Origin of the sequence: Candidatus Foliamicus sp. (genome assembly GCF_965221325.1) — a bacterium.
In the GTDB taxonomy this organism is placed as follows: domain Bacteria; phylum Pseudomonadota; class Gammaproteobacteria; order Steroidobacterales; family Foliamicaceae; genus Foliamicus.
This window is the reverse complement of sequence record NZ_OZ244880.1, coordinates 1,725,730-1,739,045: the sequence shown is the minus strand read 5'-3', so window position 1 is coordinate 1,739,045 and position 13,316 is coordinate 1,725,730. Positions and strand designations below refer to the sequence as shown.

Annotated in this window: 13 protein-coding genes; 7 read left to right on the top strand and 6 right to left on the bottom strand. The window is 65.0% G+C overall.

Going from position 1 to position 13,316, the window contains the following annotated elements; all coding sequences use genetic code 11:
- Positions 1-49 precede the first annotated feature (49 nt).
- From ACWCOO_RS07615 to mgtE, 6 genes are read left to right on the top strand one after another with little or no spacing between them, the layout of a single operon-like run.
- Complete coding sequence (locus ACWCOO_RS07615; RefSeq protein WP_446830400.1) at positions 50-601, top strand: thioredoxin family protein; 552 nt, start codon at positions 50-52, stop codon at positions 599-601.
- Between the two features lie 36 nt (positions 602-637).
- Positions 638-2,683, top strand: a complete 2,046-nt coding sequence (gene tkt / locus ACWCOO_RS07610; protein ID WP_446830399.1) for a transketolase — start codon at positions 638-640, stop codon at positions 2,681-2,683.
- Between the two features lie 59 nt (positions 2,684-2,742).
- Entirely contained in the window at positions 2,743-3,756 is a 1,014-nt protein-coding gene (gap, locus tag ACWCOO_RS07605; RefSeq protein ID WP_446830398.1) for a type I glyceraldehyde-3-phosphate dehydrogenase, read from the top strand.
- Positions 3,753-4,928, top strand: a complete 1,176-nt coding sequence (locus tag ACWCOO_RS07600) for a phosphoglycerate kinase (protein WP_446830397.1) — start codon at positions 3,753-3,755, stop codon at positions 4,926-4,928. Before gap ends, ACWCOO_RS07600 begins: the two co-directional genes overlap by 4 nt.
- Before the next feature lies 1 nt (position 4,929).
- Complete coding sequence (gene pyk / locus ACWCOO_RS07595) at positions 4,930-6,387, top strand: pyruvate kinase (RefSeq protein ID WP_446830396.1); 1,458 nt, start codon at positions 4,930-4,932, stop codon at positions 6,385-6,387.
- A gap of 55 nt (positions 6,388-6,442) precedes the next feature.
- Positions 6,443-7,792 carry a magnesium transporter gene (gene mgtE / locus ACWCOO_RS07590; RefSeq protein ID WP_446830395.1) on the top strand — a complete coding sequence of 450 codons (1,350 nt, stop codon included), beginning with the start codon at positions 6,443-6,445 and terminating at the stop codon, positions 7,790-7,792.
- Positions 7,793-7,822: 30 nt separating this feature from the next.
- Here mgtE and hpf read toward each other — a convergent pair whose 3' ends face one another.
- Positions 7,823-8,143, bottom strand: coding sequence for a ribosome hibernation-promoting factor, HPF/YfiA family (hpf, locus tag ACWCOO_RS07585; protein ID WP_446830394.1), 321 nt, complete (start codon positions 8,141-8,143; stop codon positions 7,823-7,825).
- A 105-nt stretch (positions 8,144-8,248) separates the two neighbouring features.
- Here hpf and mutT point away from each other — a divergent pair, with 105 nt between their 5' ends.
- A complete protein-coding gene (gene mutT / locus ACWCOO_RS07580; protein WP_446830393.1) occupies positions 8,249-8,668 on the top strand; it encodes an 8-oxo-dGTP diphosphatase MutT in 420 nt (139 codons plus the stop codon).
- 20 nt (positions 8,669-8,688) lie between these two features.
- On the opposite strand, the gene coaE is transcribed toward mutT, so the two are convergent.
- From coaE to ACWCOO_RS07555, 5 genes are all read right to left on the bottom strand, one after another.
- Positions 8,689-9,357, bottom strand: coding sequence for a dephospho-CoA kinase (coaE, locus tag ACWCOO_RS07575; RefSeq protein WP_446830392.1), 669 nt, complete (start codon positions 9,355-9,357; stop codon positions 8,689-8,691).
- The gene (locus ACWCOO_RS07570; protein ID WP_446830391.1) at positions 9,354-10,211 is read right to left on the bottom strand and encodes a prepilin peptidase; all 858 of its coding nucleotides are present in this window, start codon (positions 10,209-10,211) and stop codon (positions 9,354-9,356) included. The genes coaE and ACWCOO_RS07570 overlap by 4 nt, the downstream gene beginning before the upstream one ends.
- A gap of 127 nt (positions 10,212-10,338) precedes the next feature.
- Positions 10,339-11,532 (bottom strand): type II secretion system F family protein, encoded by a 1,194-nt coding sequence (locus ACWCOO_RS07565; protein ID WP_446830390.1) that lies wholly within the window; start codon positions 11,530-11,532, stop codon positions 10,339-10,341.
- A gap of 7 nt (positions 11,533-11,539) precedes the next feature.
- The gene (locus ACWCOO_RS07560; RefSeq protein ID WP_446830389.1) at positions 11,540-12,181 is read right to left on the bottom strand and encodes a GspE/PulE family protein; all 642 of its coding nucleotides are present in this window, start codon (positions 12,179-12,181) and stop codon (positions 11,540-11,542) included.
- Between the two features lie 45 nt (positions 12,182-12,226).
- Positions 12,227-13,243, bottom strand: a complete 1,017-nt coding sequence (locus ACWCOO_RS07555; protein ID WP_446830388.1) for a helix-turn-helix domain-containing protein — start codon at positions 13,241-13,243, stop codon at positions 12,227-12,229.
- Positions 13,244-13,316 lie beyond the last annotated feature (73 nt).

Sequence of the window (13,316 nt, the reverse complement as noted above, 5' to 3'; positions counted from 1 at the left end):
CTAGAATCCCCGCCCTTCGCAGACCGCAACCCGATACCAGGAGTCAACCATGCTGATGGGTCCGCCGCCATGCGATTTCGGCGCCGATGCGCCTCGTTTTATGCTTCCCGATCCGTCCGGCCGCGAGTTCAGCCTGGAGGATTGTGCCGGCGAAAACGGAACCCTGGTGATGTTCATCTGCAACCATTGCCCCTATGTGCAGGCCATCCTGGGCCGCATTGCGCGGGATACTGCAGAGTTGAGGGAGCATGGCGTGAGCAGCGTGGCTATCATGCCGAACGATGTACTCCGCTACCCGGCCGATTCTCCGGCCCGCATGGCGGCCCTGGCCGATCAGGCCGGCTTTACCTTTCCCTATCTCTACGACGAATCCCAGGATGTCGCGCAACGCTATGGGGCGGTATGCACGCCCGATTTCTTCGGCTACAACGCGGCTCTTCAATTGCAGTACCGAGGGCGGCTGGACGCCAGCACATCCCGCCCCGGGCCCGCCGACGCCCCGCGTGAACTATTCGACGCGATGGTTCGGATTGCGCGCAGCGGACGCGGGCCGCGAGACCAGAATTCCAGTCAGGGCTGTTCGATAAAGTGGCGCACCTGATCCTTTCGTTGCGCGCGTCCGTGCCGTATCTCGGTGATGCAAACCGGCAAACCTGAAACACCGCCGCCGGCTCGCCGCAAGCGCGCAAACGCCTTGCGCGTTCTGGCCATGGACGCCGTGCAGCGGGCCAATTCCGGGCATCCCGGCATGCCCATGGGCATGGCGGATATAGCCGAACTCTTATATTCGGACTATCTCGAAGTAGCTCCGGGGGAGCCGGGATGGGTGGACCGCGACCGCCTCGTGTTATCCAACGGTCACGGCTCGATGCTGTTGTATGCCGCGGCCCACCTGGCCGGATATCCGCTGGACTTGGAGCAGATAAAGGCTTTTCGGCAGCTCGGCTCGCATACCGCCGGGCATCCGGAGTACAACGTGGAGATCGGCGTGGAAACTACCACGGGGCCACTCGGGCAGGGCCTGGCAAACGCTGTGGGCATGGCCTTGGCGGAACGCCTGCTGGCCGCGGAGTTCAACCGTCCCGGGCATAGGATCGTGGACCACAAGACCTGGGTTTTGTTGGGCGACGGCTGCCTGATGGAAGGCATCTCGCACGAGGCCTGCTCGTTGGCTGGGGTGCTGCGCCTGGGCAAGCTGATCTGCATCTACGACGATAACGGCATTTCGATCGACGGCGAGGTGCAGGGCTGGTTTCGCGACGATACGCCGAAGCGGTTCGAGGCCTATGGCTGGCACGTGGTTGATGCGGTGGACGGACATGATCCTCAGGCGCTGAAGGAGGCTTTCGATCAGGCCGTTGCGGAGCGCAATCGACCGAGCCTGATTTGCGCCCGCACCATCATCGGTTTCGGGGCCCCCGGCAAGCAGGGCACTGCGGCGACCCACGGCGCGCCGCTTGGCGACGCGGAGATAGCGGCGGCGCGCGAGGCGCTGGACTGGCCGCACCCTCCGTTCGAGATTCCCGCGTCGGTACGTCGCGGCTGGGATATCCGCGCGAGCGGCGAGGCGAAGGTTGAGAACTGGAGGCAGCGGTTTGCCGCCTACAAGAGCGCCCATCCCGAGTTGGCGGCCGAGTTCGAACGCCGCATGCAAGGGCGGCTGCCGGAAGGCTGGCAACCCCGCGCGCTGGCCGCGATAGAGAAGATCGCCGCGCAGAACAAGACGGAAGCCACCCGCAAGTCCTCGCTGGGCGCTCTCGAGGCCTTCGCGCCAACGCTTCCGGAACTGGTGGGCGGTTCGGCCGATCTGACCGGCTCGAACTGCACGCGGCACTCGGGCAGCGTCGATGTTGCACCGGACGGCGGCGGCAACTACGTGTATTTCGGCGTACGCGAATTCGCCATGGGCGCGATGCTGAACGGAATGGCTCTGCACGGGGGGTTCATTCCCTACGGCGGCACCTTTCTGACCTTTTCCGACTACCAACGCAACGCGCTGCGCATGGCGGCGCTGATGCGCCAGCGCTGCATATTCGTATTCACGCACGACTCCATCGGTCTCGGCGAAGACGGCCCAACGCATCAGCCGATAGAGCACCTGGAGTCCCTGCGCATTATTCCCAACATGCGCGTTTGGCGGCCTTGCGATGCGGCAGAGACGGCTGTGGCCTGGCGCGCGGCGATCGAACGCGAGGACGGGCCTACCAGCTTGGCGCTGTCGCGCCAGGGCTTGCCGTCGCAGCCGCGCAGTGCGGAGCAGTTGGCGGATGTGGCGCGCGGCGGTTACGTGCTGGTCAGAGAGCGCTCGGATGAACCCGACGTGCTATTGATCGCAACGGGCTCAGAGGTGCAGTTGGCGGTGGCCGCGGCGGCCTTGCTGGAAAACGAAGGCATCGCCGCCCGGGTGGTTTCGATGCCATGCGTTTATGTATTCATGCAGCAGGACGCCAGCTATCGCGAGTCCGTGCTGCCGGACAAGGTGCGCGCTCGGGTGGTGGCGGAGGCCGGCGTGCCGAGAGGCTGGTCCGGCATTGCCGGTCCTTGCGGGCGCATTCTTGCGCTCACCCGTTACGGCGAATCGGCGCCCGGCGCCCAGCTTTTCGAACATTTCGGATTTACGGCCGAAGCGATGGCGGCGCTGGCCCGCGAATCCATCGCCGAGACCCGCGACCACAGGCCCTAGTGCCCGGCAGAGCGGCGTCGCATGGCGTTAACAAGACTTAGTCAAACCGAGGCAAACAAGTGACCGCAAGAATCGCAATCAACGGGTATGGACGAATCGGGCGTTGCGTTCTGCGCGCGCTCTACGAAGGGCCGCATCGCGGCGCAATGCAAGTTGTTGCTATCAACGACCTGGGCGACACAGAGGCCAATGCGCACCTGACACGCTACGACACGGCGCATGGGCGTTTCGGCCACCGCGTGGACGTGGACGGTGACGCTCTGGAGATCGACGGCGACCGGATCCGCGTATTGGCGGAGCGCAATCCCGGGCAATTGCCCTGGGCGGAACTGGGCGTGGACGCGGTGCTGGAATGCACGGGGCTTTTTGGCAGCCGCGAGAAAGCGAAGGCCCATCTTGAGGCCGGCGCTGGGCGGGTGGTGATTTCGGCGCCGGCCGGGAAGGATATCGACGCGACCGTGGTTTACGGCGTCAACCACCAGGTGCTGCGCTCCAGTCACAAGCTGGTATCCAACGCTTCGTGCACCACCAATTGCCTCGCGCCCATGGCCAAGGTGCTGCACGAGGCGGTGGGGATCGAGCACGGCATCATGAACACGGTGCATAGCTACACCAACGACCAGGTGCTCACGGATGTCTTTCACAAGGATTTGCGGCGCGCGCGTTCGGCCACCCAGTCGATGATTCCAACCAAGACCGGCGCGGCCGCGGCCGTGGGCCTGGTGCTACCGGAACTTGATGGCCGGCTGGACGGCTTTTCGGTGCGCGTTCCCACCATCAACGTGTCCCTTGTGGACCTCACGTTTGCGGCTTCGCGCGCGACGTCCGTGGAAGAAATCGATGCGGCCATGCGAACCGCCGCGGCCGGCGAACTGCAGGGTGTGCTGGCGGTCAACGACGAACCCCTGGTGTCGTCCGACTTCAATCACTGCCCCTATTCGTCGGTTTACGACAGCGGCATGACGAAAGTGCTGGGTGGCAAGCTGGTCAAGGTGTGCTCCTGGTACGACAACGAATGGGGTTTCGCCAACCGCATGCTCGACACTACGATGGCGCTGCTCAAGGCGCCGTGACCGCGCTGCCCGCGCTCGCCGCCGCCGAAGTGACCGGCCGGCGGGTGATGATTCGCGCGGACCTGAACGTCCCCCTGGGAAACGGCCGGGTTGCCAACGGGCAGCGCATCGAAGCGGCTCTGCCCGCAATTCGCGATTGTCTGCGCCGCGGCGCCGCGGTCATCGTGGTTTCGCACCTGGGGCGGCCTGAAGAGGGAACTTTCGATGCCCGTTATTCGCTGGCGCCGGTGGCCGAAGAACTCGGCCGCGCGCTGGGCATGCCCGTGCCATTGCATCGTGAATGGTTGGCAGGGGTGGATGTCCGGCCCGGCCAGGTGGCGCTGTGCGAGAACGCGCGCTTCAATGCGGGCGAAAAGGAAGATTCGGCGCAACTCGGCAGGCGCATGGCGGCCTTGTGCGACCTCTATGTCATGGATGCCTTCGCCAGCGCCCACCGCGCCCATGCCAGCGTTCATGCGGTAACGCTGGCTGCGCGCGAGGCCTGCGCCGGCCCCTTGCTGCTGTCCGAACTTGCGGCTCTGGAAGCGGCCTTTGCCGATCCCGCCCGTCCACTGCTGGCCATCGTTGGCGGCGCCAAGATTACCGGGAAACTCGGCGTACTGCGTTCGTTGGCCGCCAAGGCCGACCTCCTGATACCTGGCGGGGCCATTGCCAATACCTTGCTGGGTGCGACCGGCGTGCCGCTCGGCTTGTCTCTGGCGGAACCCGAGCTTTATCCGCAAGCCTTGGAGGCGCTGTCGGGCAGAGCGGAACTGCTGTTGCCGACCGACGTCGTGCTGGCGCCTTCGCCGCAACAAGCACAGGCGGCTCGTATCGCCGACATTGCTGGGGTGGGGCCGGACGAGATGATTCTCGACATCGGCCCGGAAACCGCCGAACGCTACGCCGAGGCGATTGCCGGGGCCGGCACGGTGATCTGGAACGGGCCGCTGGGTTTGTTCGAGATCGAAGCGTTTTCGGCCGGCACCCGCAGGGTGGCGCAGGCCGTAGCGGTCAGCACGGCGTATCGCGTGGCCGGTGGCGGCGACACATTGCGCGCGTTGGACGATATGGGTCTGGCCGCGGGTCCGGATCACTTGTGCACGGGCGGAGGGGCCATGCTTGCCTGGCTGGAAGGAAGCGAACTACCGGCGATTTCCGCGCTTCAGCGCAGCGCCGAACGCGCGGTTTGAAATGCCCGCCGTGTATGATGCGATGGGTATGCGCCGCACCAAGATTATTGCGACTCTCGGGCCCGCCACGGACCAGCCGGAGGTATTGCGTGGCGTGATGGAGAGCGGCGCCGATGTCCTGCGGCTCAACTTTTCGCATGGCGGCTGGGATGTTCGCCGGCGGCGCATAGATGAAGCGCGCGCCATGGCGGAAAAGCTGGGGCGTTGCGTGGGACTGCTGGGCGACCTGCAGGGGCCGAAGATCCGCATAGCGGGCTTTCGAAGCGGATCCGCGCGGCTGGAGGACGGCGGCGAGTTTTTTCTGGATCCCAGCCTCGACGGCGAAGCCGGCGACGAGAGCGGCGTGGGGCTGAACATTGCGACGCTGGCCGAGGATGTCGTTGCAGGCGATACGCTGCTGCTGGACGACGGTAACGTGGAACTTCGCGTGCAGCGGATCCGGGGCCGGCGCGTGCACTGCCGGGTTGTGCATGGCGGCGTGGTGTCCGATCAGAAGGGGGTCAACAAGCTTGGCGGCGGCTTGCTGTCGGCGCCCGCTCTGACAGAAGAAGACCGTGCCGATCTAAAGCTGGCGGCGGAAGCGGGCCTGGATTGGATCGCCGTGTCCTTCGTTCGTGACGGAGAGGACATCCGCACGGCGCGCCAACTGATTCACGACGCCGGTGGTTCGGCCCATATCATCGCCAAGATCGAACGCTCGGAAGCGCTCGACAATCTCGACGAAATTCTGGACGCCGCGGATGCCGTGATGGTGGCGCGCGGCGACCTCGGAATAGAGACCGGCTACGAGGGCCTGATCGGCCTGCAGAAGTCCATTATCCGGCGCGCCCGCGACCGGCACCGCGTGGTGATTACGGCCACGCAGATGATGGAATCGATGATCGACCGCCCGGTGCCCACGCGCGCCGAAGTTTCGGATGTGTCCAACGCGGTGATGGACGGCAGCGACGCGGTGATGCTGTCGGCGGAAAGCGCGGTGGGCGAATATGCTTCCGAAGCCGTGGCCGCCATGGCTTCCATATGCGAGGGCGCGGAAGCCTGGATGCCGGCGCGCCGCGAAGCCAGCCCGGTCACCGAGGGCAACTTCGAGCGCGTGGACGAAGGAATCGCCAAGGCCGCCATGTATGCCGCCAATCACATGGATGTTCGGGCCATTGTGGCGCTCACCGAGTCGGGAGCGACTGCCCTTTGGATGTCACGCATTCGCGCCGATATTCCGATTTTCGCCCTCACGCGGCACACCGCGACGCAGCGCCGCGTGACGCTCTATCGCGGCGTGGTGCCTTTGCAGTTCGACGTTACCGAAACCCAGGCCGACAAGCTGTTCCGGGCCATTTTCGATCGGCTCAGGGCAGCGGCCGGCCTTGAGGCGGGCGACCTGGTCATCATTACCAAGGGCGCCATCACGGGGGTGTCGGGGCACACCGACTCACTAACGGTTCTGCCTCTCGAATTCTGAATTCCGCCGAGTTCGGTAGAATGGTCTTGGCCATGAACGAGACGGGCGAAACAAGATGCCTGAGCAAGCGCACGATTCTTCGCGCCGGGAAGCGCTGCGCGCGCTGCTGGCGGCGGACCCCGAGCCGCGCCTGCGGCGTCTCGTCCATGCGCTGAGCCCGGGCGAAGCCGCACTTCTGCTGGAATCCCTGCCGCCTGCGCGGCGCCCTCTGGCCTGGGAACTCGTCGATGAAGAGGACGAGGGCGAGATCCTCGTCGAGCTCAACGATGAAGTTCGCTCTCAGATCATGGCCGGCATGGAATCGGCAGCTCTCGTGGACGCCGCCGAAGGTCTGGCGCTCGACGATCTCGCGGATCTTGTCGCGGACCTGCCCGCCGACATTACCGAACGCATTATTCGTTCGCTCGACCAGGACGAACGGCAACTGCTCCGTTCGGTGCTCACGTTTCCGCCCGATTCGGCGGGCGGTCTCATGGCGCCGGAAACGGTGTCGGTGCAACCGGAGACGACACTGGACGGTGTGCTTGCGCAGTTGCGCGCGCATCCCACGTTGCCCGAAGACCTCTATTGCGTTTACGTCGTGGACCGCGAGAAGCGCTACCTTGGCGTGCTGCAGGTCCGCGACCTGCTGGGCGGGGCTCCCGATGCAACGGTGGCCGGCTTGATGGATACCGAAGCGCGCCCCATTCATTGCAACACGCCGGCCTCCGACGTGATTCTTCAATTTCAGAGCATCGACAGTTCGGTCGCGGCGGTAGTTGACGACAACGGCAGGCTGATCGGGCAGATCACCGCGGATGATGTCGTGGACGCGCTGCGCGAACAGACCGACCGCGAGATTCTGGGCTCTGTGGGGCTTGATGAAGACGACGACATGTTTGCGCCGGTGGCGGTCAGCACCGGGCGGCGTACGCTCTGGCTGGGGTTGAACCTGGTTACCGCGCTCTTGGCCGCCGGCGTGGTCGCGTGGTTCAAGCCGGCGGTCGAAAGGGTGGCCTTGCTGGCCGTGCTGCTGCCGGTGGTTGCCAGCATGGGTGGGATTGCGGGCAGCCAGACGCTCACCCTGATGGTGCGCGGGCTGTCGCAAGGCCGGGTTCAGAATTCCAACGTGCGCTGGCTGCTCTACAAGGAACTGGCGGTGGGGCTGCTCAACGGCGTGGGCTGGGCCGTGGTTGTGGCGCTGGTTACCTTCGGCGTGTTCAGCAATCTGGAAGTGGCGCTCATAGCCGGCGCCGCGATTGCGATCAACCTGCTGGCCGCCGCGGCTTCGGGCGTATTGGTGCCGTTGGTCTTGCGGCGTATAAATGTCGATCCGGCTCTGGCGGGCGGCGTGGTGCTGACCACCATTACCGATGTAATCGGCTTTGCGGCCTTCCTGGGCCTTGCCAGCCTGCTGCTGTTCTAGTCCCCCAAATGGCGGGGCCGCGCGCGCCGTTCAGCTTAGCCCATGATGGGCCGCTTCACGGGCATGATGATCGTGCAGTTTTTCCTTGTGCCGCAGTACCTGCCGGTCCAGTTTTTCCACCAGGTCATCGACCGTGGCCCGCAGGTCGCGTCCCGCTGCATCGGCGTGCAGCCGCCCTTGACTGAGATGCACGGTGGCGTCCGCCTTGTAGCCTGACTTCTCCGCCGACAAGATGCAATGGATTTGGGTGATGCGGCTGAAATGACGCTGAATTCGCTGGAACTTGCTCTCTGCGTAGTCTCTCGTTCGCGGCGTGATTTCCAAGTGGTGTCCGCTCAAGTTAAGCTGCATTCTGTTTCTCCATTCGATTAACGCTCTATGTCACCTCCATTATGCACCTGGCCGGCAGTGTCCCTAGGCCGGTCGGCGCGGCGCGCGGTGTAGGGCTTTCCCGGCATGGAAAAAGTGCGCGTGGCAGCCGGTGTAATCAGGCGAAGCGACGGCCGTGTGCTGATTGCGCGGCGGCCGCCGGACAAGCACATGGGCGGCGCTTGGGAGTTTCCCGGCGGCAAGATGCGCGCTGTCGAGACGCCTCGCCAGACGCTGGATCGCGAGTTGCGCGAGGAGCTAGGGATTGTGGTGCGGCAAGCTTCTCCACTCATGTGCTACAAGCAGGCATATCCGGATCGATTGATCGAGCTGCATTTCTACCTGGTGAATGACTACGCGGGCGCCCCGCTCGGATGCGAGCAGCAGGAGCTGGCCTGGGAGTTTCCGGAACGTCTCGGCGAACTGGGATTCCTTCCCGCCGACCGCCCGCTTGTTGACCTGCTCATTGAGCAGACCGTCAAAGCGAAACCAGATTCCGGTCGGTAGAGCGTTCGCCCGAGGGGCTTTCAGGAGTCTGTTGACGGACGCGCTGCGTCCCCTGCGGCGCGCCCGGGCGAATCTTGCTCGCCCTGGCTCGGCCTGATGCGCAGGTAGAGGCGATGGAGTTTTTCGGTTTCTTCCAACAGCTCCGGCAGCCCGGCGTCGTTGAGGATCACGTCGTCGGCCAGCGCGCAGCGTTGCCGGCGGCTGGCTTGCGAAGCGAGGATCTCTCGCGCTTGCTGATGCGTCGAGCCGTCACGGCGCCGAAGCCTTTCTACCTGCTTTTCCCGGGGCGCATCGATCACCAGCACACGGTCCAGGCCGGTGGTAATCCCGGTTTCCGCCAGCAGCGGAATTACCATCACCAGGTAGCTCCCCGGAGCCGTCGCGGCCTGTTCCCAAGCCGCCTTTCTGATTCTTGGGTGCAGAATCGCTTCCAGCCGCTTGCGCGCCGCCGGCGTGCCGAACACCCGTTCGCGCAGCCGCGCCCGGTCGAGTGATCCGTCGGCCGCAATCATTTCCGGTCCGAACTCACGCGCAATCAAATCCAGTGCGGGCATGCCCGGCGCCGTCTGCTCGCGGGCGATCACATCCATGTCCACCACCGCCGCCCCCAGTTCCTCCAGGCGGCTCGCCACGACGCTCTTGCCGCTGGCGATTCCGCCCGTCAGCCCAACTGTGAATCGCTTGCTCATATTCCCGTCAGCCCCAGGGTGGCGCCGGGAGCCAAGGCCAGCCAGGCTTTCGGCCCCCACAGAATTGCAATCATCCCACCGGCAGCAAGAAACGGCCCGAACGGGAGCGGATGGCTCAATGTTGCGCGGCCGCGGACGATGAGTGTCAGCCCCACGGCCAGGCCCGCCCAGGCCGACAGGCCCACGATCAACGGCAATCCGCTGATGCCGGTCCAGGCCCCGAGGGCAGCGACGAGTTTCATGTCGCCCCGGCCCAGCCCATCGCGCTTGCGCAATATTCTCCATAGCTGGTTGATTGCCCATAGCGCCGCGTAGCCTGCAATCGCGCCGGCCACCGCTTGTCGGGGCGCGGGAAACGGCAGTTCCAGAAGGCTGGCTGCAAGGACTTGCTGCGGGACCAGGCTGAAGGCCAGTCCCGCCCAAAGCAGGCCGAGCGTGAGTCGGTCGGGCAGCAGGCCGTGTTCCAGGTCGATCAGGGCCAGGCAAACCAGCGTCGCACACACGAGCAAGGCCACCCAAGCGTGAAGCCCGGCGCCGTAGATACTCCAGCAAGCCAATGCCAGCAAGGCGCATAGCCCTTCGCTCAGCGGGTAGCGCCAGTGGATACGATGGCCGCAGCGCGCACAGCGGCCCCGCAAGAGCGCATAGCTGACCAGCGGCAGGTTGCGCTGGAATCCGACCGGTTTTCGGCACGCGGGGCAGAATGAACCGGGCTTGTCCAGCGGCAGGCCGCGCGGCAGCCGATAGGCCAACATGCCGGCAAAGCTGCCCAGGATCAGCCCGATCAGCAATGCGAAGACGCCAGTCCACAAGGGCAGCGGCGGCTCCAGGTTGAGCTCCCAAAGCAAGTTCATTTCGTTTTGGCGCGAGCCCTCTTGCCGTGGCCGTAGGAATGCGCCGGTTAGGATAATGCCAACAGGCGCGCGGCTGCAGATGCCCGCAAGCGTTCGGAGCAGTGCCGCGCCCGTGATGTGGACCCGCTCATATCACGGAGCCCATGCCGAAAATCGGCAGGTACATGGCCAGCACCAAGCCGCCGATCAATATCCCGAGGATCGTCATGAGCAGGGGTTCGAGAAGGGCGCCCATGCGATCGGCGGCGCTTTGCAGCTCTTCGTCGTAGCGGTCGGCGAGGTGTGTGCACATTTCTCCAAGCCGTCCGGTTTCTTCCCCAACGCCCATCATGCGCGCCAGACCCGGCGGCAAGGCCGCAATGTATGCCATCGCGGCTCGCAACCCCTGGCCGGCGGCAAGCTCTTCCCCGGCGCGTTTCATGGCTTGCTCATAGACGCGGTTGCCGCAGGCGCCGGCGGCGGCATTGAGGGCTTCTACCGCAGGCAGACCGGCTTGCAACAGCGTGGCTAGTGTGCGCATGAACCGGGCCAGTGCGGCGCGCGCAACGATGCCCCGGATAAAGGGCAGGCGCAGTTTGAGGCGATCTTCAAGGCCCCGCGCGCCACGGATGCGCTTGCGCGCCCAGGCCAGCGCACCGATTACGGCGCCGGCTGCGATTGCCCAGGCGAGACCGCTGCCGCGCGCGCCTTCCGACATGGCTACCACGAATCGTGTCAAGGGCGGCAGCGCCGCGCCATAACTCGCGAACATGCGTTCGAATTCCGGCACTACGTAGACGAGCATCAGGCCAACCACGACTACGGCTATGCCCAGCACGGCAAGCGGGTAGCTCAGGGCCGAGGCGATTTTCCTGCGTATCCGCTCGCGGCGTTCCAGCCAGATCGCCAGACTGGCTAGCAACTCCGGCAGCCGCCCCGAGCTTTCGCCGGCCGCGACGAGACTCACATGCATGCTGTCGAAATGCTTGCGTTGCCGCTGCATTGCTTCGCTCAGTGCGCTACCGGCGGCCACATCGCGGGACAAGGCTTCCAGCAGCTCCTGCAAGCGTGCCAGGTTCTGGCCTTCGGCGGTGATTTCCAGCGCCTGGACTACCGGTAGACCGGCTTCCAGCACGGTCGCAAGCTCGCGAATCATGGCTGCCATGTCGGCCGGCTTCACGGGGCGGCGCTGGCCGCGCGCGAGACGCTTGGCGCGGATGCGTAGCGGGGTGACGCCATCGCGCTGCAGGCTGGCGCGCACTTGCGCCGCGCTGCCACTGCGCTGCGCGCCCTTGAGCAGGCGACCGTCCCGCGAGCGGCCCTCCCACTGGTAGCCGCGCAAGGCCAATTCAGTTTCCGGCCGGGTCGTAGGCCGCCGGCCCAGCTGCGATGACGCGTTTGACTTCTTCGACGCTGGTGACGCCTTGGCGCACCAGTTCCCAGCCGGAAGCCCTCAAGTCTGCGATACCTTCCAAAGCCGCCTGCGCTTCAATTTCCATAGCCGGCGCCCCGTTCAGGATCAGTTCCTGCTGGGCGGTGGAGATAGGCATTACCTGAAACAGGCCCACGCGCCCGCGATAGCCATCTACGCAGTGGCGGCAGACCAGCGAACTGCTGCGGCGGAACAAATGCGTCCCGGCGGGGAGCGCTTCCTGGGCAATGCCTTGTTCGCGAAGTTCCTGGGGCTTGGGGTTGTAGCTCTGGCGGCACTCTGGGCACAGGCGCCGCGCCAGACGCTGGGCCACGATAAGGCGCACCGATGCGGCCGCGTAGGCGGAAACCTTGAGGTCGCGCAGGCGCGCCAGTGTGGCGGGCGCATCTTCGGTGTGCAAGGTGGAGAGCACGAGGTGTCCGGTATGCGCGGCGCGCATGCCGATGGCGGCGGTCTCGGCGTCGCGCATCTCGCCCACCATGATGACGTCCGGGTCCTGGCGCAGGAACGCGCGCAATGTACTTGAGAAAGTCAGCCCGGCAGCGCGGTTTACATTCACCTAGTTTACGCCCGGGAGCTGAATTTCGCAAGGATCTGTACCGGTTCACGACATATGGGACTGAGCGTGTTCGGCTGTCCTGTATTTTCGAAGGTATTGCATTGGTGTGAGCAAGTCCAGGGCGTAGTGAGGTCGGACATGGTTGTAGAAGTGCTGGTATTGTGCCAAGGCGGGTGCGGCGTCCTTGACGGTGAGTTGTCCGCTGTAGAGGTTCCAGAACTCGGTTTTTGAGCTGTCGTTGGCGCGTTCGACGACGCCGTTGAGCTGGGGGCTTTTGGGTGGCAGTACGGCGAGGGGGATTTGGAGCGTCTGGCAGGCGTCTTCGAACTCGGCGCGGAACTCGGCGCCGCCATCGACTTGCAGGGATTGCAGCGGACAGGGCAGTTCGGTTCGGACTGCTTGCAAGAAGCGCCGGGCGTTGTTGGCGGTAGCCCGGGAATACACGCGCACGACCAGTTGTTTGCTGACCGGGCAGACGGCCTTGAACTCTTTGAGCGTATCGCCGTCGCGCGACACACTCATGTGATCGATCTGCACCCACTCGCCGGGCTGAGCGGCCTTCACGCCGGGACGCCAGCGCTGGGCGTGTCCGTTGGCGAAGTTGCGCCTTCGCTTGGCCGTCACCCGCCCGCGGCAGAACGCGCACGGCGTGATCCGGCGCAGGCATACGCCCTTGACGAGGATCCGTCCAATGGTCGATTCCGACAGGAGGATTCCTTCGCGATCCAGCATCACCTTAAGGCGCCGCTTGCCCATGAACGGATAGTGCTTGCGCATCCGCCATACGGCCCATTCCTGGGCCCGCGTCCAGCGCGCGGGATGGGTGCGTCTCGGGCGGCGGCTTTTGGCTGCCAGCCCCTTCACGCCTTGAGAACGGTAGCGCGCCTGCCAGCGGTAATAGGTGGATCGGGACCAGCCGACCGCGCGCAGAGCCGCGGCCTCGCTGCACCCCTCTGCGCGTAACTCCCGATAGGTCTCGATCTTGCGTAAGCGCTCAAATGCATCGCCCGGCGTGGTATCGTCCATGCGCACACGTTTCATCCCCAGGGACTTGATTTGCATGGTTCGGCTCCTTTTTGTTTGTTGGAAAAACAAAGGCTAACCGAACCCGCGCCCCGGCGAGCGCCGGGGCGCA